This is a genomic window from Stutzerimonas stutzeri, from assembly GCF_038561965.1.
Lineage (GTDB): Bacteria > Pseudomonadota > Gammaproteobacteria > Pseudomonadales > Pseudomonadaceae > Stutzerimonas > Stutzerimonas stutzeri_AA.
In genome coordinates this window covers 2,166,864-2,192,397 of record NZ_CP139348.1, presented here as the reverse complement: position 1 = coordinate 2,192,397, position 25,534 = coordinate 2,166,864, and the positions used below count along the sequence as shown (strand labels likewise).

General features: G+C 62.3%; 19 protein-coding genes. 13 read left to right on the top strand and 6 right to left on the bottom strand.

Annotation, left to right across the window (positions count from 1 at the left end):
• The first annotated feature begins 472 nt into the window (after window positions 1–472).
• Together SM130_RS10075 and radC are read left to right on the top strand one after the other, a co-directional pair.
• Entirely contained in the window at window positions 473–781 is a 309-nt protein-coding gene (locus SM130_RS10075) for a DUF736 domain-containing protein (protein WP_256045078.1), read from the top strand.
• 440 nt (window positions 782–1,221) lie between these two features.
• Window positions 1,222–1,728, top strand: coding sequence for a RadC family protein (radC, locus tag SM130_RS10070; RefSeq protein WP_256045079.1), 507 nt, complete (start codon window positions 1,222–1,224; stop codon window positions 1,726–1,728).
• A gap of 143 nt (window positions 1,729–1,871) precedes the next feature.
• Here the strand turns inward: radC and SM130_RS10065 are convergent, their stop codons facing one another.
• Window positions 1,872–3,872 carry a TonB-dependent receptor family protein gene (locus SM130_RS10065; RefSeq protein ID WP_256045080.1) on the bottom strand — a complete coding sequence of 667 codons (2,001 nt, stop codon included), beginning with the start codon at window positions 3,870–3,872 and terminating at the stop codon, window positions 1,872–1,874.
• Window positions 3,873–4,394: 522 nt separating this feature from the next.
• Between SM130_RS10065 and SM130_RS10060 the strand changes: the two genes are divergently transcribed.
• Together SM130_RS10060 and aldA are read left to right on the top strand one after the other, a co-directional pair.
• Window positions 4,395–6,551 (top strand): PQQ-dependent dehydrogenase, methanol/ethanol family, encoded by a 2,157-nt coding sequence (locus tag SM130_RS10060; protein WP_256045081.1) that lies wholly within the window; start codon window positions 4,395–4,397, stop codon window positions 6,549–6,551.
• 16 nt (window positions 6,552–6,567) lie between these two features.
• The gene (gene aldA, locus SM130_RS10055; RefSeq protein WP_256045082.1) at window positions 6,568–8,004 is read left to right on the top strand and encodes an aldehyde dehydrogenase; all 1,437 of its coding nucleotides are present in this window, start codon (window positions 6,568–6,570) and stop codon (window positions 8,002–8,004) included.
• 137 nt (window positions 8,005–8,141) lie between these two features.
• On the opposite strand, the gene SM130_RS10050 is transcribed toward aldA, so the two are convergent.
• The 5 genes from SM130_RS10050 to exaC all read right to left on the bottom strand — a co-directional run bounded on the left by SM130_RS10050 (window position 8,142) and on the right by exaC (window position 15,721).
• Window positions 8,142–10,055 (bottom strand): sigma-54-dependent Fis family transcriptional regulator, encoded by a 1,914-nt coding sequence (locus tag SM130_RS10050; RefSeq protein WP_256045083.1) that lies wholly within the window; start codon window positions 10,053–10,055, stop codon window positions 8,142–8,144.
• Window positions 10,056–10,444: 389 nt separating this feature from the next.
• Window positions 10,445–11,254: an ethanolamine ammonia-lyase subunit EutC gene (eutC, locus tag SM130_RS10045; protein WP_256045084.1), complete on the bottom strand. Its 810-nt coding sequence runs from the start codon at window positions 11,252–11,254 to the stop codon at window positions 10,445–10,447.
• 26 nt (window positions 11,255–11,280) lie between these two features.
• The gene (locus tag SM130_RS10040) at window positions 11,281–12,675 is read right to left on the bottom strand and encodes an ethanolamine ammonia-lyase subunit EutB (RefSeq protein WP_256045085.1); all 1,395 of its coding nucleotides are present in this window, start codon (window positions 12,673–12,675) and stop codon (window positions 11,281–11,283) included.
• 107 nt (window positions 12,676–12,782) lie between these two features.
• Window positions 12,783–14,066: an ethanolamine utilization protein EutH gene (eutH, locus tag SM130_RS10035; RefSeq protein WP_256045086.1), complete on the bottom strand. Its 1,284-nt coding sequence runs from the start codon at window positions 14,064–14,066 to the stop codon at window positions 12,783–12,785.
• Between the two features lie 134 nt (window positions 14,067–14,200).
• A complete protein-coding gene (exaC, locus tag SM130_RS10030) occupies window positions 14,201–15,721 on the bottom strand; it encodes an acetaldehyde dehydrogenase ExaC (RefSeq protein WP_256045087.1) in 1,521 nt (506 codons plus the stop codon).
• Between the two features lie 291 nt (window positions 15,722–16,012).
• Here exaC and qhpR point away from each other — a divergent pair, with 291 nt between their 5' ends.
• The 9 genes from qhpR (at window position 16,013) to SM130_RS09985 (ending at window position 25,489) form a co-directional block, all read left to right on the top strand.
• The gene (gene qhpR / locus SM130_RS10025) at window positions 16,013–17,101 is read left to right on the top strand and encodes an AraC-like transcriptional regulator QhpR (RefSeq protein ID WP_256045088.1); all 1,089 of its coding nucleotides are present in this window, start codon (window positions 16,013–16,015) and stop codon (window positions 17,099–17,101) included.
• A 423-nt stretch (window positions 17,102–17,524) separates the two neighbouring features.
• Window positions 17,525–17,806: a helix-turn-helix domain-containing protein gene (locus SM130_RS10020; RefSeq protein ID WP_042919813.1), complete on the top strand. Its 282-nt coding sequence runs from the start codon at window positions 17,525–17,527 to the stop codon at window positions 17,804–17,806.
• Window positions 17,806–19,107 carry a HipA domain-containing protein gene (locus SM130_RS10015; RefSeq protein ID WP_256045089.1) on the top strand — a complete coding sequence of 434 codons (1,302 nt, stop codon included), beginning with the start codon at window positions 17,806–17,808 and terminating at the stop codon, window positions 19,105–19,107. Before SM130_RS10020 ends, SM130_RS10015 begins: the two co-directional genes overlap by 1 nt.
• Window positions 19,108–19,517: 410 nt before the next feature.
• Window positions 19,518–20,042, top strand: a complete 525-nt coding sequence (locus SM130_RS10010) for an RNA polymerase sigma factor (protein WP_256045090.1) — start codon at window positions 19,518–19,520, stop codon at window positions 20,040–20,042.
• Window positions 20,039–20,881, top strand: a complete 843-nt coding sequence (locus SM130_RS10005) for a FecR family protein (RefSeq protein WP_256045091.1) — start codon at window positions 20,039–20,041, stop codon at window positions 20,879–20,881. Before SM130_RS10010 ends, SM130_RS10005 begins: the two co-directional genes overlap by 4 nt.
• A gap of 74 nt (window positions 20,882–20,955) precedes the next feature.
• A complete protein-coding gene (locus tag SM130_RS10000) occupies window positions 20,956–23,268 on the top strand; it encodes a TonB-dependent receptor domain-containing protein (protein WP_256045092.1) in 2,313 nt (770 codons plus the stop codon).
• 71 nt (window positions 23,269–23,339) lie between these two features.
• A complete protein-coding gene (locus tag SM130_RS09995) occupies window positions 23,340–23,651 on the top strand; it encodes a hypothetical protein (protein ID WP_256045093.1) in 312 nt (103 codons plus the stop codon).
• Window positions 23,644–25,191: a PepSY-associated TM helix domain-containing protein gene (locus SM130_RS09990; RefSeq protein WP_256045094.1), complete on the top strand. Its 1,548-nt coding sequence runs from the start codon at window positions 23,644–23,646 to the stop codon at window positions 25,189–25,191. Before SM130_RS09995 ends, SM130_RS09990 begins: the two co-directional genes overlap by 8 nt.
• Window positions 25,184–25,489, top strand: coding sequence for a DUF3325 family protein (locus SM130_RS09985; protein WP_256045095.1), 306 nt, complete (start codon window positions 25,184–25,186; stop codon window positions 25,487–25,489). The genes SM130_RS09990 and SM130_RS09985 overlap by 8 nt, the downstream gene beginning before the upstream one ends.
• The last annotated feature ends 45 nt before the right edge of the window (window positions 25,490–25,534 follow it).

Sequence of the window (25,534 nt, the reverse complement as noted above, 5' to 3'; positions counted from 1 at the left end):
GGCCCGCCCGCGCTCCAGTGGGTGGCCGGAACATCGATCGTGGCGGAGCATATCGATCAAGGTCACTTCGGTCATCTGCCCGACGATCCCGCACTGTGGCGCCTCGTCGACTCATCGCGCACGGCATTCACCATGGCAGGGCACGGCCACGTCGCGACGGCTCATAAATGCGCACCATGCGAATGGTCGTCTTGCGCAGGGTCATCGGTTAAGCCTGGAGTCTGCCCCTGCCAGAGCGCCGGCCAGCGTCCTCTGCTCGTAGTGAATCCTGGAGGGCTCGGGCTTTCTGCCCACAACCGCGGAACCAAACAATTTCCCCGCCGGTGCCCGGCTTCCTCGCGACGCAAATTGTTAGGTCCCTACGGTCCTTCTCTGCGTTACGGCTGCAAGCAGTGCGGCCCGCCCTCTCCCACCGACCGGATCACAACGAGGACGCGATAGGCGCGGCCCTCAATCCGAAAGGAGAAACACCATGGCCAACATCGGCACCTTCACCACCCTCAACGACGGCTTCACCGGAACGCTGCATACCCTGACGCTCAAAGCGAAGATCGCCTTCGTGCCCAACGAAAAGGGCACAGCCAATGCGCCCGATTATCGCATTCTCACCTCGGGCGGAGTCGAGATCGGGGCCGCCTGGCAGAAGCTCAGCCAGAACGATCGCCCCTACCTGTCGGTCGCGCTCGATGATCCGGCTTTCCCCACCACCGTATACGCACGGCTGCTGGAAGGATCCGAAGGCTCCCACGTATTGATGTGGAGCCGAAGCAAGACCGAATGACGCCAAGGCGCCCTGGCAATCCAGGGCGCTTTTTTTGTGACCCAGTTCCGCATGCGCTGAGCCATGTGCGCTACGGTTTGCGCGGGGTGAAAACGACCCCGCACTGCTTGCTCTTCACAAACCAGTGAGGAGCATTGGGCGCCCGAAGGGGCGCTTTTTTTTGTCCGCGTTCTGGACGACTTAAACTACGGGTGCGGCCACGGCCGATGATAGGCGCAAGGCCTACGCGCGCAGCTTGCGTCGTTGCCTGTCATATCGTGCCAGAGAGTTAATGGGGCGGACTTGCTGTTTTCCTTCACCTTGTCACGGCGTGCTCGCCGTCAAGGGCTTCACCCGCGTCGCGTTTTCGCGGCTGGCGCCGGCTTCGCCCCCTGACTGCTTGCGCTGCGCCGTGCCGGGTCGGGTCCGGGCAATCTCGCCCGAGCAACCGGAGCACCGATATGTCGAACGACACTTCCTTCGCCGAATCCATCCTGCTGGTTCGAGACGATGCGGGCCGTTATGTACCGGCAACCCCTGAACAGATACTCGATGCCGCGCGGCGCGCCATCGATCTGAAGATGAAGAGAGGCGCAGCATTCACGTCGCCAGAAATCGTCAAGGACTTCCTGCGGGCCAAGCTCGCAGGTTTCGAACACGAGATGTTCGCTGCCCTGTTCCTGGACAACCGGCACCGGTTGATCGAATACATAGAACTGTTTCGCGGCACCATCGACGCTGCTTCGGTGTACCCCCGCGAAGTGGTGAAGGAGGCCCTGCGGCTCAATGCAGCGGCGGTGATCTTCTCCCACAACCATCCAAGCGGACATCCCGAGCCGAGCGAAGCGGACAAGGCACTGACCAGACGCCTCAAGCAGGCGCTAGAACTTGTCGACGTGCGCACCCTCGACCACGTAATCGTGGCTGGCCATGCATCGGCTTCACTCGCTGAACAAGGGCTCGTCTAATTCAAAAGGGGGCGCAAGCCCCCTCTCTTCAACGGGCCGCCAAGGAGTCGACCGAGTGATGTCGTGCAGGCGAGACGGCGGAACTGCTTGCTGTACGCAAACTCCCGAGGCCGGCGAAGGTCGGCATGCTGAAATATCAGTCGTTATTCAAAAGTCAGCTTCGCCCCGGCGTAGAACGTGCGGCCGGGGGCAGGCTCGTAGTAGCGGCCGAAGTTATCGTTGATTCGTAGGTTGTCGTAGTAGTCACGATCGAACAGGTTGTCGATACCAATATAGGGCTCCCACTGCTGACCGCCCCACTGCAGCCGCCAGCCCAGGCGGGCGTTGGCTACTGCATAGCCGGGCACACGGTCGAGGTTGGCGTTGTCCGCGTACTGACGGCCATAGGCATTGACGTTGACCCGCGCATGCCAATCGCTGCGGTCGTAGCTGGCCTCAGCGAACAGGCTCTGCTGCGGTATCCCAGGAATGCGATTGCCGTCATAGCCCTGGAATTGCTCGAAACGATAGCGGTTGTAGGCCCACGCTCCGGTCAATCGCCAAAAGCGCCCCAGCAACCAGTCCCCGCTGAGCTCGACACCGTCGCGGCTGGAGCGGCCCGCGTTTGTGTAGAAGGTGCGTCCGTCGACTTCGGGGATCAACTCGTCTTCGATGCGCATACTGTAGAGCACCGCTTCGTAGCGCAACCCGGGGTGCTCACCCTTAATGCCAATTTCGCGGTTGACCGACTGCGCCGCTCCGAGCGATGGATTGAAGCCGCCCCCGGTTGGATTGGCCATTTCATTGATCGTAGGGGTCTCGAACGAGGTCGCGTAACGCACGTACGCCACGTGATGGGCGTCCAGTTGCCGGCTCAGGCCCAGGCTGTAGTTCCAGTCTTCCAGGTTGCGCTCGCCCGAGGCATCGCCGTCGCTCAGATAGCGGTCATTTGCCTCGAGCCGCACGCTGTCATAGCGCAGACCTGCGGTGAGCAGCCAGGCGTCGCCCAGGTTCACCTGGTCCTCGATAAACACACCCCGGCTGTCTGCCGTTTCGCGCTGGCGCTGAGTGAGGACGCCCGTGATGCCGCCAGGCAGGTTGTCGTTGCGAGAGCGATCATCCCGCTGACTCTCCAGATCCACCCCAAAGGTCAACTGATGGGGCAAGCCCGCCAGCTCACGGTGAAAGGTACGCTGGGCACCCACCCCGGCGAACCAGCGGTCGTAGGCTGTCTGACCATTGGAGCGCAGCGGGAGGCGGTTGCTGAACTCACGCTGGCCATAATAACTGCGCAACTGGTAAGTATCGTCGCCTGCAGCCTTACCATCCCAAACCAACGAAAGGCGTTGCTGCTGGATGGTCTCGTCTGAATTGAACTGAAGGCTTTGTGGCCGCGCCTGGGAACGATCAGCCCGGACCTGATCCAGGGTCAGCCCACCGGGGTCTTCGGCCCGGTTGTCGATTGCATGCAGGGTGAAACCGAGCGTGCCGCCCTCCCTCCGCCAGCGCAGCTTGCCGGTGAGGTGGTTGGTTTCGGCGGTCCCGTGGCTGCGGTAGCCATCGAGTTGCGTTGCGTTGACCGCCAACAATGCGCCCAATGCTCCGGTGCTGCCACTGGTTTCCGCGCGCATCCGGCGATAGCCCAGTTCGCCTCCCGTCACCTCGACCTGAGTGCGCGGCGTGTCCCCTGGCTGCCGCGTCTGGATCGCCAGAACGCCACCGGCGGCATTGCCGTAGATGGTCGACGAGGGACCACGAATCACCTCGATGCGCTCGACCAGCGAGGTATCGAGGCCGTCCATTTCGGTCTGCCCGTCAGGCATCGTCAAGGGCACCCCGTCGACCAACACCCGCACGCCGCGCACACCAAAACTGGAACGGGAACCGAACCCGCGAATCGACAGGCGCATGCCCTGTGCCAGGTTGTAGCGGCTCTGCGAAAGCGCGCCCGGAACGGGCCCCAGCAGGCTGTCGAGGCTGAGCAACTGCTCGCCCGGATGGTCCTGCGCGTCGACGGCGGACACCGCCATCGGCAAGGTAAACCAGTCGGATTCCGCTCGAGGCGAACTCACCCACAAGGGATCGAGAGTGAGCGGCTCGCTCGTCTGGGCGAGCAGTGAACCGGATACCAACAAGAGCGATCCGGCGAGCAGTAGTCGATGCATGATTGAGCCTTGTTGTTATTGAGTGACGATGCTGTCACCGACCTCTGTTGAAAAGAGCCTCACCAGAGGACGCGATTGGGCAGCCTTGGAGCCCAGCGCTCCGGCACACGTATTCCAAACTACAGAAACGACCGGACGCGGGAAATCCTCCCTTAGGGTCATCAAGGCAACGCACATGCCAAGCGAGCCCGACGACTTCACCGTTTACCATTCATGCCCCGAAACAGCCCTCAGCGCGCGGTCCTGCTGTTCCGGCAGTGCCTTCTGAATCGCCGCTCCGCATACAGATGGTGATCGCGCGGCCTGGGTGCGCCTTTCCGCTGTCGCCAAGACGCGACAGTTGTCGCAGCCGTGCAACGGTCAAGGTGCGACAGGCCGCACCAACCGTGGACGATCTGGATCGCGTCAGCCAGCGCCAGTGCTAGCTTTGCGGCCAAATTGGAACGCCTGGCACAGCGGTTGCTCTCTCCGGTTTAGCTGCCCTGCGGGGCGGCCATAGCCAATAACAAGAGAGAGCCTTCGATGAATCAGTTCGATCCCTGTTCGGGCCGACGGCCCACCGCTCTGCTTGGCGCCAGCCTTGCCGCGCTACTGTCCCTTCCGCTGCACGCCGCCGATGTGGACGGCCAGCGCATCGCCAATGCCGACGCAGAACCCGGCAACTGGATGAGCCACGGTCGCGACTACGGCGAGCAGCGCTACAGCCCACTGAAGAACATCACCGACGAAAACGTCGACAAACTCGGTCTGGCCTGGAGCTACAAGCTGGACATCGATCGCGGCGTGGAAGCCACACCCATCGTGGTCGACGGCGTGATGTACACCACCGGCCCCTTCTCCATCGTCTATGCACTGGATGCACGCACCGGCAAGGAAATCTGGAAATACGACCCCAAGTCCGACCGTTCCCGCGCCGGCGAGGCCTGCTGCGATGCGATCAACCGCGGCGTCGCCGTGTGGAAAGGCAAAGTTTACGTCGGCGTGCTCGACGGTCGCCTCGAAGCCATCGACGCCAAGACCGGAGAGCGCGTCTGGTCGGTCGACACCCGCTACGACAAGGAACGCAGCTACTCCATCACGGGTGCGCCACGCGTCGTCAACGGCAAGGTGGTGATCGGCAACGGCGGCGCCGAGTTCGGCGTGCGCGGCTACGTCACCGCCTACGATGCCGAAACCGGCGATCAGGCCTGGCGCTTCTTCACCGTACCCGGCGACCCGGACAAGCCGGCCGAAGGCAACGGCATGGAGATAGCCAAGAAGACCTGGCATGGCCGCGCGTTCGTCGAGCAGGGCGGCGGCGGTACCGCCTGGGACTCCTTCGCCTACGACCCGGAGCTGAACCTGCTCTACATCGGTGTCGGCAACGGCTCGCTGTGGGATCCGATCTGGCGCAGCGAGGGCAAGGGCGACAACCTGTTCCTGTCTTCCATCGTCGCGGTCAATGCCGACACCGGCGAATACGTCTGGCACTACCAGACCACGCCGGGCGATGCCTGGGATTACACCGCCACCCAGCACATGATCCTGGCTGATCTGGAAATCGAGGGCAAACAGCGCAAGGTGCTGATGCAGGCACCAAAGAACGGCTTCTTCTACGTCATCGATCGCGCCACTGGCGAGCTGCTCTCGGCCGAAAACATCGTGCCGATCAACTGGGCCAAGGGGGTCGATCTGAAGACCGGTCGCCCCATCGTCGATGATGAAGCCGCGGCCTACTGGAAGGGTGAGAAGAAGGCCAAGCTGGTCCAGCCGGGCTTCTGGGGGGCGCATGACTGGCACCCGATGTCCTATAACCCGAACACCGGGCTGGTCTACATCCCCGCGCACATCATGTCCGCCTGGTATGAGCACGTACCTGATGCGCCTGCGCGCAACAAGTTCAAGAGCATGTACCAGCTGGGTCTGAAGACCGGGATGATGCCCGAGGATCCTGAAGGCCTTGGCAAGTACGCCGACACCTGGTCCGGCAAGCTGATCGCCTGGGACCCGGTCAAGCAAGAGCAGGCTTGGGAGGTGCCCTACGTCACCATCTTCAATGGAGGGACGCTGACCACCGCCGGCAACCTGGTGTTCGAGGGCAGTGCCGACGGGCGGGTCATCGCCTACGCGGCCGACGATGGCGACAAGCTCTGGGAGCAGCCGGCCGCCAGCGGCGTGATGGCCGCACCCATCACCTACAGCGTGGACGGCGAGCAGTACGTGACCTTCATGGCGGGCTGGGGCGGTGCGTTCTCCACCTTTGCCGGCGCCCTGTCGCTGCGTGCCGGCGTGCAGCCCTACGCACAGGTGCTGACCTACAAGCTCGGCGGCACGGCTGAACTGCAGGAGCCGGCACCGCGCAAAGACGCCCCCGAGCCGCCACCGCTGACGGCCGATGCTGCGACGGTCGAAGCCGGCGCCAAGCTGTATGACGGTTACTGCTCGCAGTGCCACGGTATTCATGCGGTCAGCGGCGGCGTGCTGCCGGATCTGCGCATGCTGACGCCGGAAACGCACAAGCAATTCCTCGGCATCCTCCATGGCGCGCGCGTTCCCGATGGCATGCCCTCCTTCGCCGAGGCGTTCGATCGCGAACAGATGGAGCAGATCCACCAGTACCTGATCAAGCGCGCCCACGACCGTCTCGAACACGGCCCGGACGACCTGCCGCAGCCCACCCAAGAAACGGCCAGCAACTGAGCACCAGGAGATCGACATGACTGACGCAATCACCTATCAGAACTATATCGACGGCAGCTTTGTCGCCTGCGACAACCTCGTCGACGTGCGCAACCCGGCCACTGGCGCCCTGCTCTCACGCGTCCCGGAGTCCGATTCGGCCACCGTCGAGCGCGCCATCGCGGCCGCCCGCACGGCGCAGAAAGACTGGGCGAACAAGCCAGCCAAGGAGCGCGCAGGCTATCTGCGCACCATCGCCAGCAAGATTCGGCAGAACGCCGAACGCCTTGCCCGCGTCATCACCGAAGAGCAAGGCAAGATCCAAAGTCTGGCGCTGGTGGAGGTGAATTTCACGGCCGATTACATGGATTACATGGCCGAGTGGGCGAGACGTATCGAGGGGGAAATCATCACCAGCGACCGCCCTGGCGAGAACATCTTCCTGTTCCGCAAGCCGCTGGGCGTGGTCGCCGGCATTCTGCCGTGGAACTTCCCGTTCTTCCTGATCGCCCGGAAGATGGCGCCCGCACTGGTCACCGGCAACACCATCGTCATCAAGCCCAGCGAGGAAACGCCGAACAACTGCTTCGAATTCGCCAAGCTGGTGGCCGAGACCGACCTGCCCAATGGCGTGTTCAACGTGGTCTGCGGCAGTGGCGCCGGCGTGGGCAGCGCCCTGACAACCAGCAGCGGCATCGACATGATCAGCTTTACCGGCAGCGTCGGCACCGGCTCACGGATCATGGCCGCAGCAGCGCCCAACGTCACCAAGCTCAACCTGGAGCTGGGCGGCAAGGCCCCGGCCATCGTGATGAACGACGCCGATCTCGAACTGGCCGTGACGGCTATTCGCGCCTCCCGAATTATTAACACAGGCCAGGTCTGCAACTGCGCAGAGCGCGTCTATGTTCAGCGCGGCGTGGCCGATCAGTTCATCGAACGCATCGCCGGGGCCATGGCCGAAACCCGCTATGGCGACCCTATTGCCCAAGCGGATGTGGAAATGGGCCCGTTGATCAACGAGGCCGGCCTGCGCAAGGTCGAGCAGATGGTACGGACCGCCCAGAACCAAGGCGCTCATCTGATCACGGGCGGTGCCGTGGCCGATCTCGGCCAGGGCTTCCACTATCAGCCAACCATCCTTGCCAATTGCTCACATGACATGGAAATCATGCGCCAGGAGATCTTCGGCCCGGTGCTCCCAATCCAGATCATCGACGATCTCGACGAAGCCATCGCCATGGCCAACGACTGCGAGTACGGCCTGACCTCCTCGATCTACACGCGCGACCTCTCTACCGCGATGAAGGCAGCCGCCGGCCTGGATTTCGGCGAGACCTACATCAATCGCGAGAACTTCGAGGCGATGCAGGGCTACCACGCCGGGGTGCGCAAGTCCGGCATCGGCGGTGCGGACGGAAAGCACGGTCTTTATGAGTACACCCATACTCATGCGGTGTATCTACAAAGCTGAGTGAGTTGCGGTAATCCAGAACCCCGCCCCGGCGGGGTTCTTGTTCTTTGGTCGAGCGACGACCAGCGCCAGATCCTAGGTGGACCGGGCGGCCATGCGCTCCGGGCCACCGAAAGCACTGACTCGTAGTCGAGACATCATTTGCGCAGCGCCGCCAGGTCGTAACGGTGCAGCTTGCGATATAGGGTGGCGCGGTTGATGCCGAGGGAACGAGCCGCAGACGCGACGTTGCCACCGTGCTGTTCAAGTGTCGTTTGCAAATGGGCCGCCTCGGCTGCATCCCGGGTCGTCGTCAGCGATTGTGCCGATGACGACCGTTCCACGGGCACCGACACGACTTCCGGCGGCAGGCAGTCAGGACCGATCATCCCGTCGTCGGCGAGCGCGACGGCACAGCGCAGCACGTTGATCAGTTGGCGCACATTGCCAGGCCATCCATAAGTGGCCAGGCGTTCCATTGCGTGGGTGGTCAGCTCGATATGCTCATCCCCGGCCTCACGTGCCAGGACACGACGAATCAGGCTCCTACGATCCGCACGGTCACGCAAGGCGGGTAGCCTCACCGTCAAGCCATTGAGCCGATAGTACAGGTCCTCACGAAACTCCCCCGCAGCGACCATCGCTGGCAGGTCGCGGTGCGTTGCGCACACAAGCTGTACGTTCAGGGCGACTGGAGTCGCAGCGCCCAGCGGTACCAGCTCCCGCTCGGCCAGCACGCGCAGCAGCCGCGTCTGCAAGTGCGCCGGCATGTCGCCGATCTCGTCGAGGAACAGCGTCCCGCCATTGGCCTGCTCCAGCTTGCCCTTCATCCCTTGCCGGCTGGCGCCGGTAAAGGTGCCGGCACGGTAGCCGAACAGCTCGCTCTCGATCAGCGACTCGGGGATCGCGGCACAATTGAGCGCGATGAAGGGTCCGCTGGCACGCACGCTCGCCTGATGAATCGCCCGCGCAAACGCTTCCTTGCCGGTCCCCGTCTCGCCGGTCAGCAGCAGCGAGATGTCGCGATCAAGCACGCGGCGCAGCTTCTGGACGGAGCGCTGCAGGTCAGGGTCCTCCCCTGCCAGGTGATCGAGCGTCGGCTCTGCCGGAACCACCCTCAGCCCGCGCTCATTTCTGGAGCGCCGCGTGGCGGTGGCCGGCATGCGCAGCGCGACCTCCAGTGCCGCTCCACCGGCTAAGCGCAAGGACGCACTGCGATGGCCGCCCTGGGTCAGGGTGATTAGCTCGTCCAGTGATATGGACAGGACATCCTGGACTGCTGCCCCCAGCAGAGGGATCCCCTGGGCGGCGGCTAGAAAGGACGCCCGATTGGCACCGAGGATGCAGCCCGCGCCATCAATTGCCAGCAAACGCTCGTTGCCCAAATCACCCGAATCGCCGCCCAGGGTCAGCATGGCGCAACTGGCATAGCGTTGACGGAAACTGGCGTTCTCGATCAGTCGCGCGTACAGGCTTACCAACTGCAGCGTTAGGTACTGCGCCTGCTTCGGCCCGCCACTGTTGAGACACGAGGCATTGAGGCAGCCCAGCAATGCACCCTGGGGATCGAACAGCGGTGCCACCGAGCAACTCAGCAGGGCGTTGCTGCTGAGAAAATGCTCGTCCCGGTGGATGATCAGCGGCTGGCTGGCGGCCAGCCCGGTACCGATGCCATTGGTCCCCACAAGCGACTCGTCCCAGCAACTGCCAATCACCAGCCCCGAGTCCGAATAGGGGCTGTGCTGCCCTGGCAGTCTCGCGTCGAGCGTGATACCGCGCCGATCGCTGAGCAGCACCGCAAAACCCGCGGGGTTCAGGCGCCGCGCGAGGCCTTCCACGCCCTGGCTCGCAATCGCGAGAAAGTCATGGTGCTCCTCTTGATGCAGGCGGATCTCGTGGTGCTCAAGCTGAACATGAGAGGCAGGTTTAGCGGGATCGAGCCCGTGCTCGTAGACGCTGCGGTACCAGGATTCAGCAATCAACCGATCCGGATTGGAGCCTCGACCAGAGAAGTGCGTAGCAACAAACGCTGAAAGGTCGCTTGGAAGCTCAGATGGTGGGCGCGCGATCATGCGGGACTCCAAACCAGGCGCCGAGTCGGGCCGTGCGTAATTGTTTGTATTGGCAGGCAACGCAGCCAAGCCCAAGCCTAGCACGGCCACATTACTCCAAGACGGGCGATCTGCTCACGGGCGCTGCGAGGTAAACGTATCGGTATCACGCTCCATACGGATGGAGCAGCCCGTGTTCCGGACGGTACGTCTCGATGGGGTGAGGACATCGAGCGAAACCGAGGCTTGTCGATGCTTGGAGCGCCACGAAACTGGTGCGCCCGAGCAACACGAACTCGTCAATGGTGCCCTATACCGCGGCGGGGCTCCGAGGCTCGAAAGGCGAACCCGGGTTTCACGGTGCCCTTCGCCGCTCCGTCCTTTTTGTCTACCTACTGGTGCATCCTCTTTCAGGCCAGGTCTGGCAGCAGGAAGTTGCCGGGCCCTTGTTTATCCAGCGTAGGCACCTGGGCTTCGTCCTTGAGATCGACACCGGACAATTGCCGCCGGCAGGCTTCGCGCATCAGGTACATCAGACGGAAGGCGGCCATGCCGTAGCTCAGACCCTCCAGACGGACATTGGAGATGCAGTTGCGGTAGGCATCGTTGAGGCCAACGCGTGGGGCCCAAGTGAAGTACAGGCCGAGGCTATCCGGCGAGCTGAGCCCGGGCCGTTCGCCGATCAGAATCACCGTCATCTTCGCCCCAAGCCGCTCGCCCACTTCGTCGGCCACCGCCACGCGGCCCTGCTCAACGAGGGTAATCGGCGCCAGCGACCAGCCTTCGGCAGCCACCTGTTCGAGCACACGCATTAAAAAAGGCAGGCTGTGGCGGCTGACGGCAAGGGATGACAAACCATCGGCGATGACGATGGCCAGGTCATGGCCGCCCCCGTGTTGCTTGACGTGATCATCCAGCAGCGCAGCGGACGCTTCGTCCAAACGCCGGCCCAGATCAGGACGCTGCAGGTAGGTGTGGCGATCACTGGCAGCACTGTGCAGCAGCAGCGTGCCATGCCCCCGGGCGTGCAGTTCTTCACGCAGGGCTGCGTGGTCGAATGGCAGGTGCACAGCGTCTCGTGCCTGGGCATGGGCGAACTGGAAATCGAGCTGGGCGCCGGTCGGCAGGCTGGTGCCGGCACGGCCCAGCGCGATGCGCGCGGGGGTCAGCTGGCGCAACTGTTGCCACGGGTTCTCTGTGGCAGGGGCGTTATCGGTCATACGTACCTCTGCATAAGTGAGCGAAGTCAGGAAAGTTGTGCCAGGGCCTGGCGGAAGGCGGATGGCAGTTCGTTACCCAGGCGCAGTTGGCCGTCGCGCTGCTGGAGGATGCCCATGTGCGCCAGCCATTGCTCGAACTCCGGTGCCGCGCGCAGACCGAGCACCTTGCGCGCGTAGAGCGCGTCGTGGAAGGAGGTGGTCTGGTAGTTGAGCATCACGTCGTCCGACCCAGGGATGCCCATGATGAAGTTGATGCCGGCAGCGCCGAGCAGCGTCAGCAGCATGTCCATGTCGTCCTGGTCGGCTTCGGCGTGGTTGGTGTAGCAGATGTCGCAGCCCATTGGTACGCCGAGCAGTTTGCCGCAGAAGTGGTCCTCCAGACCGGCGCGGATGATCTGCTTGCCGTTGTAGAGGTACTCCGGGCCGATGAAGCCGACCACGGTGTTGACCAGGAAGGGATTGAAATGACGGGCCACCGCATAGGCGCGGGCCTCGCAGGTCTGCTGGTCGACATCGTGATGGGCGTTTGCCGACAGCGCGCTCCCCTGCCCCGTCTCGAAATACATCAGGTTGTTGCCGAGCGTGCCGCGCTTGAGACTCAGGCCGGCCTCGTAACCTTCCTGGAGTACCTTGAGGCTGATACCGAAGCTGGCGTTGGCCGCCTCGGTGCCAGCGATGGACTGGAACACCAAGTCCAGCGGCGCGCCGCGTTCAATGGCCGCGATGGAGCTCGTAACGTGGGTCAGCACGCATGACTGGGTGGGTATTTCGTAGCGCTGGATGACGGCATCGAGCATCTCCAACAGGGTGCAGATCGAGCTCATGCTGTCGGTGGCCGGGTTGATGCCGATCATCGCATCACCGTTGCCGTAGAGCAGGCCATCGAGCGTGCTGGCGGCGATGCCTGCGGGATCATCGGTGGGATGGTTGGGTTGCAAGCGTGTGGACATGTGGCCGCGCAGGCCCATGGTGTTGCGAAAGCGGGTGACCACGCGAATTTTCTGCGCGACCAATATCAAGTCCTGGACACGCATGATCTTCGACACCGCCGCCGCCATCTCTGGCGTCAAGCCGGGGGCCAGGGCGCGCAGGCTGGCCTCGTCGGCATGATCGCCCAGCAGCCAGTCGCGCAGGCCGCCTACGGTCAGGTGGCTGACCGGGGCGAAGGCGCTGGCATCATGGCTGTCGATGATCAGTCGAGTGACTTCGTCGCGTTCGTAGGGAATCACCGCTTCGAGCAGAAACTGCTTGAGCGGCACATCGGCGAGGGTCATCTGCGCTGCCGCGCGTTCGGCGTCGCTGGTTGCAGCGACGCCCGCCAGGCAGTCGCCAGAACGCAGCGGACTGGCCTTGGCCAGCACCTCGCGCAAGCTGTCGAAACGCCAGGTCTGGCCACCGATACTGTGGGAATAGGTTGCCATGGTCGGGCTCCTGTTTTCAGGGTGAACGGCGACCCGGCGAGCACGCTGCCGATGAGGGCGTTAAGCCTCTTGCGGCAGCAGTGGCCCGCTTTAGGGATCGTCGGGGTTCAGGCGTGGGCGGCGGCTTTCGGGATCGGCAGAGAGCCGTCGTGTAGCGATGAGCCCGGATATTCATCCGCATCGATGATGCCGGCGGCGCGATCCTGCTGTTCCAGTTGCAGCGCCTTGGGTACCGACAGCCAGTAGGCAAGCCCCACGGCAGTGAAGCCGGCGAGCATCTTGCCGATCAGCACCGGCAGGATGATGGTCGGCTGGAAGTTGGCGGTGAACGACAGGTGATCGCCCAACAGGAAGGCTGCGCACACGCCGAAGGCGATGTTGATCACCTTGTCCTTCGGCGGCATGAAGCGCACCAGACGAAACATCGCAAGGATATTGGCGATGGTCGCCAGCATGCCGGCGCTGCCAACGGCGCTCAGGCCGACCCTGCCGCCGAGCGCTTCCAGCGGCCCACCGAGGTACTTGCGCAGCAGGTAGACCATTGGAAAGGCACCGGCCAGCATGATCCCGATATAACCGGCCGTCTCCAGCGCGCGGGTCTGATCCTCGGCGTCGGCGATGATCGGGTGGAAGCCCCAGCCCCCGAAGACCACGGTGAAGAAGCCCGTGAAGTACTCGACGATGGAGAACACCAGCACCAGTTTGATCATGGCATCAAGGCCGCGTCCGAAGGCGATAAAGCCCTTGATCATCAGGTCCGGCAGAAAGCGCAGACCGGCCGCCAGCGCCACCACGAAGACGATGATCGGCAACAGGTTGGCGAAGATGCCGCCAAGGCTCATTGCCAGCTGATAGGTGGCCTCACCGTTGGTGGCGACCACCTCGCGCACTGCGGGATTGCTCAGCATCAGTACGACGCTGGCGATCAGCACACCGACTGGGATACTGAGGATGCCCGACATGATGCCCAGCGCCATGTACTTGTGGTCACGCTTGTCGAGCATGGCCAGACCCATGGGGATCGAGAAGACGATGGTCGCGCCGCCCATGAAGCCGGTGATCAGCGCCATGATCAGCGCTTCCTTGCTTTCAGTGAGCGCGGCGGCCAGGTGATAGCCGCCCATGTCCGAGGCGATGATCATCGTCGCTGCCAGCGCCGGGTCGGCGTTCAGCGCATCGAAGAACGGCCCGAACACGCTCTCGATCAATACCGTCAGGTAAGGGATGGAGGCCATGATCCCGGCCGCCGGGACGAAGATGTGCCCCGTGGCATGGATACCCTCCATGAACTCGCGGCCGAGGCCTTTTTCGCTGTCTCGAATGGCTGCGAAGGCCCCAAGGACCGCGCAGAACATGATGACGTAGAGGACGTAATTGCCGATCTGATCCATTGCTTTGCCCTTTTATTGTTTTTACCAGGCGCCAGAGACCCATCCTCAGCGGCAGCTTGCTACCGCTGGAGAAGGAATCACGGAGTTTGATGCGCCGGGGCTGAACGCACGCAAGCCAGCCCCGGTGTTCTGCGTTAGAAGAAGCCCAGCGGGTTGATGTCGTAGCTGATCAGCAGGTTCTTGGTCTGCTGATAGTGGTCGAGCATCATCTTGTGGGTTTCACGGCCGACGCCGGATTTCTTGTAGCCACCGAACGCAGCGTGCGCCGGGTACAGGTGGTAGCAGTTGGTCCACACGCGACCGGCCTTAATGCCACGACCCATGCGGTAGGCGCGGTTGATGTCGCGCGTCCAGACGCCGGCACCCAGGCCGAACTCGGTGTCGTTGGCAATCGCCAGCGCTTCAGCCTCGTCCTTGAAGGTCGCAACACCGACTACGGGTCCGAAGATCTCTTCCTGGAACACACGCATCTTGTTGTGGCCTTTGATCAGCGTTGGCTGCACGTAGTAGCCGGTCGATAAGCTGCCTTCGAGCTTCTCGGCGGCGCCGCCGGTGAGGATCTGCGCACCTTCCTGCTGAGCAATCTCCATGTAGGAGAGGATCTTGTCGAACTGCTGCTCGGACGCCTGAGCGCCGACCATGGTGTCGGTATCCAGCGGGTTGCCACGCTTGATCGCCTTGATCTTCTTGATCACCACTTCCATGAAGGGCTCGAAGATCGATTCCTGGATCAGCGCACGCGACGGGCAGGTGCAGACCTCACCCTGGTTGAAGAAGGCCAGTACTAGGCCTTCAGCGGCTTTCTCGATGAATGCAGGCTCGGCATTCATGATGTCTTCGAAGAAGATGTTCGGGCTCTTGCCACCCAGCTCCACGGTGCTCGGGATGATGTTCTCGGCGGCGCAACGCATGATGTGCGAGCCGACTGGAGTCGAGCCGGTGAAAGCGATCTTGGCGATGCGGGTGCTGGTGGCCAGCGCCTGACCGGCTTCGCGACCGAAGCCCTGGACGATGTTCAGCACGCCCGGCGGCAGCAGATCACCGACCACTTCGATGAATACCATGATCGACAGCGGGGTCTGCTCGGCCGGCTTGAGCACGATGCAGTTACCGGCAGCCAGGGCCGGAGCCAGTTTCCAGGCGGCCATCAGCAGCGGGAAGTTCCACGGGATGATCTGGCCGACAACACCCAGCGGCTCATGGAAGTGATAGGCCGCGGTGTGCTCGTTGATCTCGGCGGCGCTGCCTTCCTGGGCGCGGATGCAGCCAGCGAAGTAGCGGAAGTGGTCGGCAGCCAGCGGCACGTCGGCGTTCAGGGTTTCACGGACGGCCTTGCCGTTGTCCCAGGTTTCAGCGACAGCGAGCTTTTCCAGGTTGGCTTCGATGCGATCGGCGATCTTCAGCAGAATCAGCGCGCGGTCCTGCACCGAGGTCTTGCCCCAGGCATCGGCAGCAGCGTGAGCGGCGTCCAGCGCTTTCTCGACGTCTTCGGCGCCCGAACGCGGGAACTCGGCAATGACTTCACCATTTACCGGCGAGGTGTTGACGAAGTACTCGCCTTTGACCGGCGGGACGAATTCACCACCAATGTAGTTGCCGTAGCGCGGCTTGAACGATACGACGGCGCCTGCGGTGCCGGGTTGGGCATAGATCATGGGAATCCTCCGAACGAACTCTTGTAATAATTGGTGCACTGGCCGAATCTCGACACGGCTCACGTTGATCATGAGTCAGTTTCATCAGCGCGACTTGACGCCAAACGGAGCTCTGCTGTCGTTGACAGTCAACTTCGTGGCGTAATGTCGCAGGGGACAGGCGAGCGCTCTGTTTTGATGTGCGTTCGGGCGGGATGCTCTTTGGACACGCTTGCGCGGCTGTCCGGTGCCCTGCACGAAGCGCACGGGGCTTGCCTTCAGGTCGCGAAATCACGGTTGGTGGAGACTTCGATGAGTTCCTTTTTCGAGCAGACAGATGCGCCAGCCGGCCTGGCGCTTGTCACCAGCGGGCAAAGGCATGTCGGCGTGCTGGCCGCAGCCGCCAGCGGCCTGTGCGGCTTTATCGAGAAACAAGGCGGAGACCCCGAGCGGGTGCTCGGAGTGTCGGGCATTGATGCGCAATTGCTGCAGCGTCCAACACTGAGCCTGGCGCTGCCCAACTACTGCCAGGTGCTGGAAGAGGCGGCGCGCCAATCGGGCTGCGACAACTTCGGTCTGTACTACGGCCAGCAGTTCAAGCCACAGGCTCTGGGGCTGCTAGGCTATATCGGGCTGTGCTCGGCAACCGTCGAGCAGGCACTGATCAACTTCGCCCGCGCGTTCCCACTGCACCAGCGCAACAGCCTGATCCGCCTGGTCGATGAGGGGGACTGCTATCGCTTCGACTATCAGGTCCGTCACGGCGCCATCCTCTGGCGGCGACAGGATGCAGAGCTGACGCTGGGCATGGCGCGCAACCTGATCCGTCACGTGCTCGGCAGCCAATGGGCGCCACGGGCGGTGCACTTCGAACACCCACGTCCTGCGGATTGGCACGAGCACAGCAAGGTCTTCGATGCGCCGGTCTACTTCGAGCAACCGTACAACTCGCTGCTGATCCCCAAGGCCGGCCTGAACCGAGCCATGCCGGACAGCGATCCGATCCTGTTGATGGTCATGCAGGATTCCCTGCGCCAGCTCAGCCTGGCGGGCCGCGATGAGCCTGACGTCGTCGATGATGCACGCGCACATATTCGCCAGCGCCTGGTGCTGGGCGAACCGGGGTTGGAGGATATCGCCGAGCAGATCGGCATGACCAGCTGGTCGCTACAGCGCCGTTTGCGCGAGCAGGGGCTGACTTTCTCTGCGCTGGTGGACAAGCAGCGTCAGGAGCTGGCGACCTACTATATGCGCCAGCAGCAACTGCCCATTTCGGAGCTAGCCCCCTTGCTGGGCTATTCGGAAACGAGTGCCTTTTCCCGTGCGTTCCGCCGATGGTTCGGCGTAAGCCCCCGCCAATGGCGCCAGCACAGCGACCTGGTCAATACCAGGCAGCACTAGCTGGCGCCGTTCTGCCCTGACTATCAGTACTCATCGTTCGATGTCGGCTGCCCGGGTACCGATCGCATTCAATTAATCGGAGACGGTATTTGTCTACGTCTCACCGAGCCGCCGCCCGGACGAACGCACTGGCGCGCCGAGAGGCCCGTCGCGTCCGAACTGACGTTACCACTCCAGATCACCGCGCCCTAGCGATTAGCAGCTCGTTGGGGGCGGTGATGAATGCGATGCGCGACGAAGATCACCAAGGCCGCAGCTTGTCCAAAACCGCGCTAACCGGCCCACCAGGGATCCAAGATCCTCACGCCCGCAAGGATTTACCCCTTATCCACCCCTCTCGGGCACTTTATCCTTACGATCGTGAGGATTACGTTGCGTTTCAAGCCGCTTCAGCTATTATCCACGCGATCGTGAGGATTAATAATGAAGATTACACTCGGTTCTGCATCGGACATTGGCCCTCTCGTGCGCGCTACGCGCAAGGCACTTGGACTGCGCCAGGACGATACCGCAGGCACGATAGGCGTCAGCGAAAACTTCTTGGGCAAGGTCGAGCGCGGCGACGACTCCGTGCAATGGAGCAAGCTGTTTCAGGTGCTGGACCAGTTGGGCATACGCCTCACCGCCGAGATACCGGAGCAAGCCAGAGCCCTGCACGAAGCCGAGACGAAAAAGCTCGAGACGCGCCGGAGTGAGGCGAACTGATGTCGCGTACGCTCGAGGCCTGGATTAACGACCGGTTCGTTGGCGCGCTTCACGAAGCAAACGGCTTGTGGGCGTTCGAGTATTCCAAGCAATGGCTGGCCCACCCGGATGCTTATCCGCTTTGCCCGGGCATTCCATTGGTCGAAGGGCTGCAACGCGATGGCGCCACCAGTCGCCCGGTGCAGTGGTACTTCGACAATCTGCTGCCCGAGGAAGGCCAGCGAACCCTGTTGGCCGGTTCGGCGCAGCTCGATGCCCACGATGCCTTCGCACTGCTGGCGCACTATGGCGCCGAGTCTGCAGGCTCGGTGACGCTGCTTGCGCAAGGCACCTCCAAAGGACCTCACGCCACCCATCCGCTGTCCGACGAGGCGCTGTCGCGGCGGATCCGGCTGATGCCCAGCATCGCGCTGACCCATGAAGCCAGGAAACGGATGTCGCTTGCTGGCGCACAACACAAGCTCGCCGTCATCCTGGGCCCCGACGGCCTCCGGGAACCCGAAGGCGGTACCGCCTCCACACACATCCTCAAACCCGATCACCCCGACCTGTCATACGCCCACTCTGTCATAAACGAATGGTTCGTGATGACCCTGGCCGCACGGGCGAAACTGAACGTGCCCGCCGTTGAGCGCCGCTACGTCCCGCAACCCGTATACCTGATCCAGCGATTCGACCGACGTCACGAGAGTCAGGGCTGGAGCCGCATTCATTGCATTGATGCCTGCCAACTGCTCGGTTTGGATCGGACCTACAAGTACACCGCCGGCAGCGTCGAGCAACTGGCACGACTGGCCAATCTGTGTTCGGCGCCGGCGATCGCGCGTGCACAGCTTTTCCAATGGCTGGTCTTCAACGTACTGGTAGGCAACACGGATGCACACCTGAAGAACCTGAGCTTTCTCGTAAGCCATGATGGTATCGGCATGGCCCCATTCTATGACCTGCTCAGTACCGCCGTTTACGAGACACGCGCGTTCGATAGGGATCGCTGGCCACTGGGATCTACGCTGGCCTGGCCGATCGGCCAGACGGCGCGGGTGGCGGAAATTGGTCGTTCAGCCCTGGTCGAGGCCGGCCGGAGGATGGGAATCAAGGCTGCGACGGCCAGTGCCATGGTCGATCGGCTGCGCAATGCCGTAATGAGGGAGTCCGTCAGTCTCTACGAAACGACCGAACGGGCCCATCAGCAGCTTGGCAGTGAGCAGCCTTCGCTCAAGCCAACGCTTGCCGGGGAGCTACGCTGCTTGCGTGCAATTACCAAGGTGATTATTGCGGACCAGGCTAGGCGCCTGGCCTGATTGCCCTTGGCGGCCTCGTAAGATTAGAAGCCCCTGGCGCATGACTGGGCACGTTTGTCAGCCGCCATCGAATGACTTGGAATACACATTTGGCGGAGCGTTCGCACAAGCGCCTGTTTTCGAATTAGACGCAGATTGCACCGTGCCGGTGGCCGAATTTCCTGGCAAGCACTCACCCGCCATTACCTAACAGAGGTTCTTCGGGTCATTGCTCATCCCCCTCGTTAGCGGCTAGGAAGGATCAACATAAGGCCTTTGTCGGGTGTCAGCGTAACAAGCTCACAGGCGTTCTTACCGAACTGGTTGATATAGCCCTCTGTGGCAGTCGAAGAGCACATTCACTTCTTTCAATTGCTAAGAGTTCTCATTTATATTCGCAGCCTTACTCCTTGCGCTCTTGCGGCCCCCTCGTGTCTCACGCCCCATCCCGATCATCCTTGGTTACGGTGCTAACCCGTCATTACGAAGAGTTGGTCGATTCTGTGCGCCGCCGCTTTGGTGATCGTCATACGGCGCATGAGGTCGTGCACGACGTTTGCGTACAGCTGCTTGAGTCGCCCGAGAAGGAAGGTGTGCGTCTGCCCTTGGCCCTGCTGCGCAAGATCACCCACGATCGTGCCATCAGCCATTACCGCAGCGAGAGGCGGCGACAGGCTTGGATCGACGAACATGCAAACTTACCGGAAATCACCTGCAGCGCATTAAGCCCGGAGTGCCATCACCAGGTCGCTGACGAGTTGGAGCGCCTCAGCGCCGCTGTCTCTACCTTGTCGCCACGCTGCCAGCAGGTGTTCATCATGCACAAGATCCATGAGCTGCCGCAGAAAGAGGTTGCAGTGCAGCTGGGGATATCGCTGAAGGCCGTGGAGAAGCACCTCAAGCTGGGCATGACCCGCTGCCGTATCATGCTCGGCTACCAGAAGGCTCAGTCATGAACCAGAACGAGCCGCAACAGAACGCATTCGTCCCCGCTGACGACGCCATCGCACGCCACCGCGATGAGCTGAAAAAGCGCTTTCCGCTGCCAGCACCGGCAAAAAAACCTAAACCCCGCAGCCTCACCACGCAGAGCATCCTGATCGCCACGCTGGGGCTTGCCGGCGTTCTGGCCTGGCTCGACCCCAGCTACAAGACCGAGCAGTTTGGCAGCGCTATTGGTGAGCATCAGGGTATCCCGCTGGCGGACGGCAGTCGCATAACTCTGGATGCTGCTAGTCGGATCAAGGTCAGTTGGCACCTGCGCTCACGCCGGGTGGAACTGCAAGCTGGCCAGGCACTTTTCACTGTCGCCCCGGCCCTCTATCGCCCATTCCTGACCACCGCGGGCTCGACCCAGATCAAGGTGGTCGGCACTCGCTACAACGTCAGTCGTTATCAGGACGATGTGCGTGTCACGGTAGAAGAAGGCAACGTCGATGTTCGTGTTAACGATGCAGGCATCCGCCTCGGGGCAGGCGAGCAGATTGCGGTACACAATGGTCGGCTCGGGAAACCTGCGCGGGTCGACGCTGCGGCCTTTGTCGCCTGGAAAGAGGGTCGCCTGGTATTCGAGCGCACGCCATTGCGTGAAGTGCTTGAGGTAATTCAGCGTTACCAGCGCCAGCCCATCGCCATGGATGACAGCAGCCTTGCCGAGCTTCCGGTATCGGGGGCTTTCGATAGCGCGCGCCTGGACGTAATGCTGGCATTGCTGCCGAAGATCCTGCCGCTAGAGCTGAACGCTGATACCGATGGCACGCTGCATCTGACGCGGCGCACACGCAAAAATAAATAAAGTCCCCGGGTAGGGTTTCCTCTTCGCTGTGGCGGCTAACTCCAGGAACACAACACTTTCCCGGAGATCCACGCGTGATAACCCAGACCCTGCGCCTTTCCCTGTTGGCCAGCAGCCTGTTGCTTGGCTTGTCGTCGATAGCCCAGGCTGCCACTGAAGTCGATTTCGACCTGCCGGCCGCACCGCTCGAACAGTCGCTGAACGCCTTGGCCAACCAGTCCGACGCGCAGATTCTCTTTTCCAGCGATATCGCGGCCGGCAAACAGACGCCGGCGTTGCGCGGTCGCTATACCACCTCTGAAGCCTTGCAGAGGTTGCTCGGCAATAGCGGCCTCAAGGTGCAACAGCAGGACGAACACACCTATATCGTGGTGCCCGACGCAGCCGCAGCGCCGAGCCCAGCGCCTGCCGCACCAATTGAGCTCGCCCCGCTCATGGTCAGCGGCGAAAAAATTAGCCGTACCCTGGCACAAACCCAGTCCAGCGTCGTGGTCGAGACAGCCGAGAGCATGCGCGCGCATGGCGACAGGGATATCGGCAGCGTATTCAGCCGCACCCCGGGCGTGTACACCCAGGCCGGCAATGAAAACTGGGGCATCCGCGGCGTACCGGTTTCGGGCTTCGATGATCAAGGCCCGGCGACCCTGAACGGTGCCGTTTCGGTGTACGTGGACGGAGCCCAGCAGCCTAATCGGGCGTTGACCCTGAGCCCGATGTCGATGTGGGATGTGGAGCAGGTGGAAGTGCTGCTCGGCCCGCAATCCACCACCCAGGGCCGTAACTCCCTGGCTGGTGCGGTGGTGATTCAAACCCGCAACCCCACCTTCGAGCCGACCTTCTCGGCACAAACCAATGCCGGCAGCTATGGCGAAAGCGGCGCCGCGGTGGCCGGTGGCGGCACGCTGGTCGATGGTGTGATGGCCGGCCGCGTGGCCGTGGATTACCAGGACGGTGATGGCTATATCGACAACATCACCACTGGCAGCGACGCCAACCCCAACCGCAACAAGAATGCCCGGGGCAAGCTGCTGATCCTGCCCAACGACGACCTCGACGTACTGCTTACCTACGTCCACCACAACAGCCAGCAGGGCGACAATTCGATTCTGCGCAGCAACAACGATGTGCAGTATTACAAGATCGCCTCCAACACCAAGGCCTTCGACAAGCTGCAGCAGAATACCGCCACCGCCAAAGCCGACTACCGCCTGGGCGAGGCCTTTACCCTGACCAGCCTGACCACCGGTACGCAGTCGGATTACCAGTCGCGGCTGGACTTTGACCAGACCGCCACTCGCAACCAGGAGGTCGCGCGCACCCAGGAAACCCACCTGTTCAGCCAGGAGCTGCGGCTGGCTTACGAGGGCGAAAGCCTGCGCGGTTTTGCCGGCGCTTATTACGGCCGCACCAGCAACGCCTACCACGACAGGCTGAGCAACAATGGCAATCTGCTTGGCACCGTGAAGGGCTACACCAGGATCCACAACAAGGCGGTGTTCGGCGAACTGAACTGGACCTTTGTGCCTGACTGGACCCTGATCACCGGCCTGCGCTACGACAAAGAGCAGAACGATACCGATGTCGAGCAGGATGACTTTTCCAGCCCTGGCCAGGTATCGAAAACGTTCAACGCACTGCTGCCAAAGCTCGGGCTGGACTATCAGTTCGCAGCCGATCAGTACCTCGGCTTCATGGTGCAGAAAGGTTACCGCGGCGGTGGTGTCAACGTCCGCGCCGGCGGCGGGCACGCCGACTACGATCCGGAATACACCATCAACTACGAGCTGTCATACCGTGGTTCGTGGCTGGACGACAGCCTGCGAGCTCGGGCCAACCTGTACTACACCGACTGGAAGGACCAGCAGGTGAGCATGCTCGATAACGCCGGTGACTTCTTCCAGGTGTATAACGCCGCCAACAGCACCATCAGGGGCCTGGAGTTGTTCGTCGAGCAGGATCTCACCAGCCGCCTGCAGGTGAATGCCGGGCTCGCCTACACCGATGGGCGTTACGGCGACTTTGTATTTGGCGATGGTGACGACCTCAGTGGCGAGTCGTTCCTCTATGCACCCAAGTACAAGGTTTCGGTCGGTGGCAGCTATCGCTTCGACAATGGCCTGAAAGTCACCAGCGACGTGATCTATCAGGAAGGCAGCCCATCGCAGTACGAGTTCGACGCCAGCGGTGACGTGATCCATACACGCCGCAGTGATGACTTTGTACTGGTCAACCTCAATGCCGAATATGAGCTGATCAAGGGCTTGGCCGTGTCGGGCTACGTGAAAAACCTGTTCGACAAGGAGTACGTCACCAACAACCGGGGTGGCGACATCATCGATGTGGGTGCCCCCCGGACCGTAGGGCTGGTTTTGCACTACGACCTCTAACCTTGGAGTGATGCCAAAACAGCGGCCAGAGCGATCCGCCACGCGCTCTGGCCTGATTTAGGGGGACGGGCGTGCACACTCTAGCGAAAACGCCGGCAAGGAATACGGCTCTGGCACGTGGCGCTTATCTGCTTGTTGTGCTGGTGGGCGGCTATGCCGCTATCTGGGCGCTTACGGGCTTTACCGGGCTGGTCTTGTTGCACCTGGGCTTGGCGCGCAGTGAAGTGGCGATCTTCAGCAGCCTGCTGGGCTTTGTACTCTATCCGGCGCTCGTCATCGCGGCACTTGCAGTTAAGCGGCCATTGCGACTCTGGGGTGTATTGATGGCGGCTAGCGTTTTGCTGGAAGTGGTCAGCCGCTGGTGGGGAATCCCTGATGTTTAGCAACTTGCGTCAGGCCATGCTCTGGCTGCACAGCGTGCTCGGCCTGGCCTTCACGGGGCTGCTGTTCGTGGTGTTCTTTACGGGCAGTCTGGCTTTGTACGATCGCGAGCTGGACCGCTGGATGCTGCCGCAGACGCGGCTGCCAACGGCTGCAGCCGAGCTGTCCCTGGATCGTCACGTGCTGCCGGTGGTTGAGTCGCTAATTGCGGGGCAGGCGCTGGAGCAATGGTTTATAGAACTGCCCAGCAGCCGGGTGCCGCCGCTACGTCTGCAGACCTGGGATCTGCAGGGCAAGGGGCAAAGCCGCTTTATCGACCCAGGCACTGGCCATGTGCTCGAAACGACGGCTAGCCAGGGCGGAGACTTCTTTTACCGCTTCCATTACACGCTGCACCTGGAGGCCGGTCGCCTGGGCCTGCTGCTGGTTGGCCTGGCCAGCATGGCCGGGCTACTGGTAATCATCGCCGGGCTGCTGATCCATGTGCGGCTGTTCAAGGACTTCTTCAGCTTTCGGCCGGACAAGACAGCGAGGCGTTTGCTGGATCTGCACAACCTCTCCGGGGTGTTCGCCCTGCCGTTCTTTCTGACCCTGCTGCTGAGCGGCCTGGTTATCAGCTTTCCGCACTATTTACCGGCCGGCATGCTGGCGACCTACCAAGAGCAGGCCGGTGAGCTCGCCAGCGAGGCGCGTGACCTCTTTAGCCGGTCAGCGTCAGGCCAGGCTAGCAGCCTGGCGTCGCTGGATGACATGGCCGAGCAGGCACGAACGATATGGAAAGGCGGAGAGCCGGCATTCATCCGCGTCTGGCACCCGGACGATGCCCAGGCCTATGTGGAAATCAGCCGTTCTCTTGCCAGTCGAGTGAGCCAGGACGCCGACACCCTGTACTTCGATGGCCCCAGCGGGCAGCTGTTACATCAAGCCAGGCTCAAACCGGCAGCCTCCATCTATAGCCTGTTGGCTGGGCTGCACGTGGCGTATTTCCAGCAGCCATTGCTGCGTGCGTTGTACTTCCTGGCCGGGGTCAGCTGCTGCCTTGTGCTGGCCAGCGGCCTGCTGTATTGGGCCGAGAAACGTCGCTTGCGCCTGCCCCAGGGCAGAGCGGGCCTGCGTATGGCCGAAGTGCTGGCGGCCTGCCTGATCACCGGCCTACCGCTGGCGACCCTGGCCATGCTGGCGAGCAATAGGCTGTTACCGGAGAGTCTGGTGCAGCGGGCGAGTTGGGAGCTGTGGCTGTTCTTCGCCACCTGGTTGGCCGCAGCCGTGCACGCGCTCCTCATGGTTTTCCGCTCCAGCGACAGCCGTGCGCCCTGGCGAAGCCAATGTGCGGCTATCGCCGTGCTGGCCCTGGTGACGCTGTTGCTCAACGGCATAACCACCGGCGACTATCTATGGCGAAGCCTGAGCCAGTCCCACTGGGCCGTAGCCGCGGTAGATGGCTGCTTATTGCTTAGCGCTTGGCTGGCTGCCTATACCTGGCTGCGCCTGGGCCGGCGCAGGCCTCGGCGCTTGCAATATAAGGCGCTCGAGGATGCTTGATCTGCTGCTCATTACCAGCCTGCTGGTTCTCTATCTACTCGGCCTGGCGTGCTTGGCGCTAGCCCAGAACAAACACTGGAAAACGCTGAACGTTTACTCTCAGCGCCAAGCTTGGATAGCCCCTATCGGCTGGGGCAGCCTGGCATTGAGCCTGCTACTGGCCTGGATCTATCAAGGCGTGGCTTTCGGCAGCCTGATCTGGGTGCTTCTGCTGCCGCCCGGCGGCTATGTCATGGTCTTCACCCTGGCCTGGAGACCGCGGTGGTTAAGGCCGCTGGCCAGGCTACTGAGCCGGTAGTTTCTCCTTGGGTTGTGCCAGTTTGGGTCTCCATGAATGGCCATA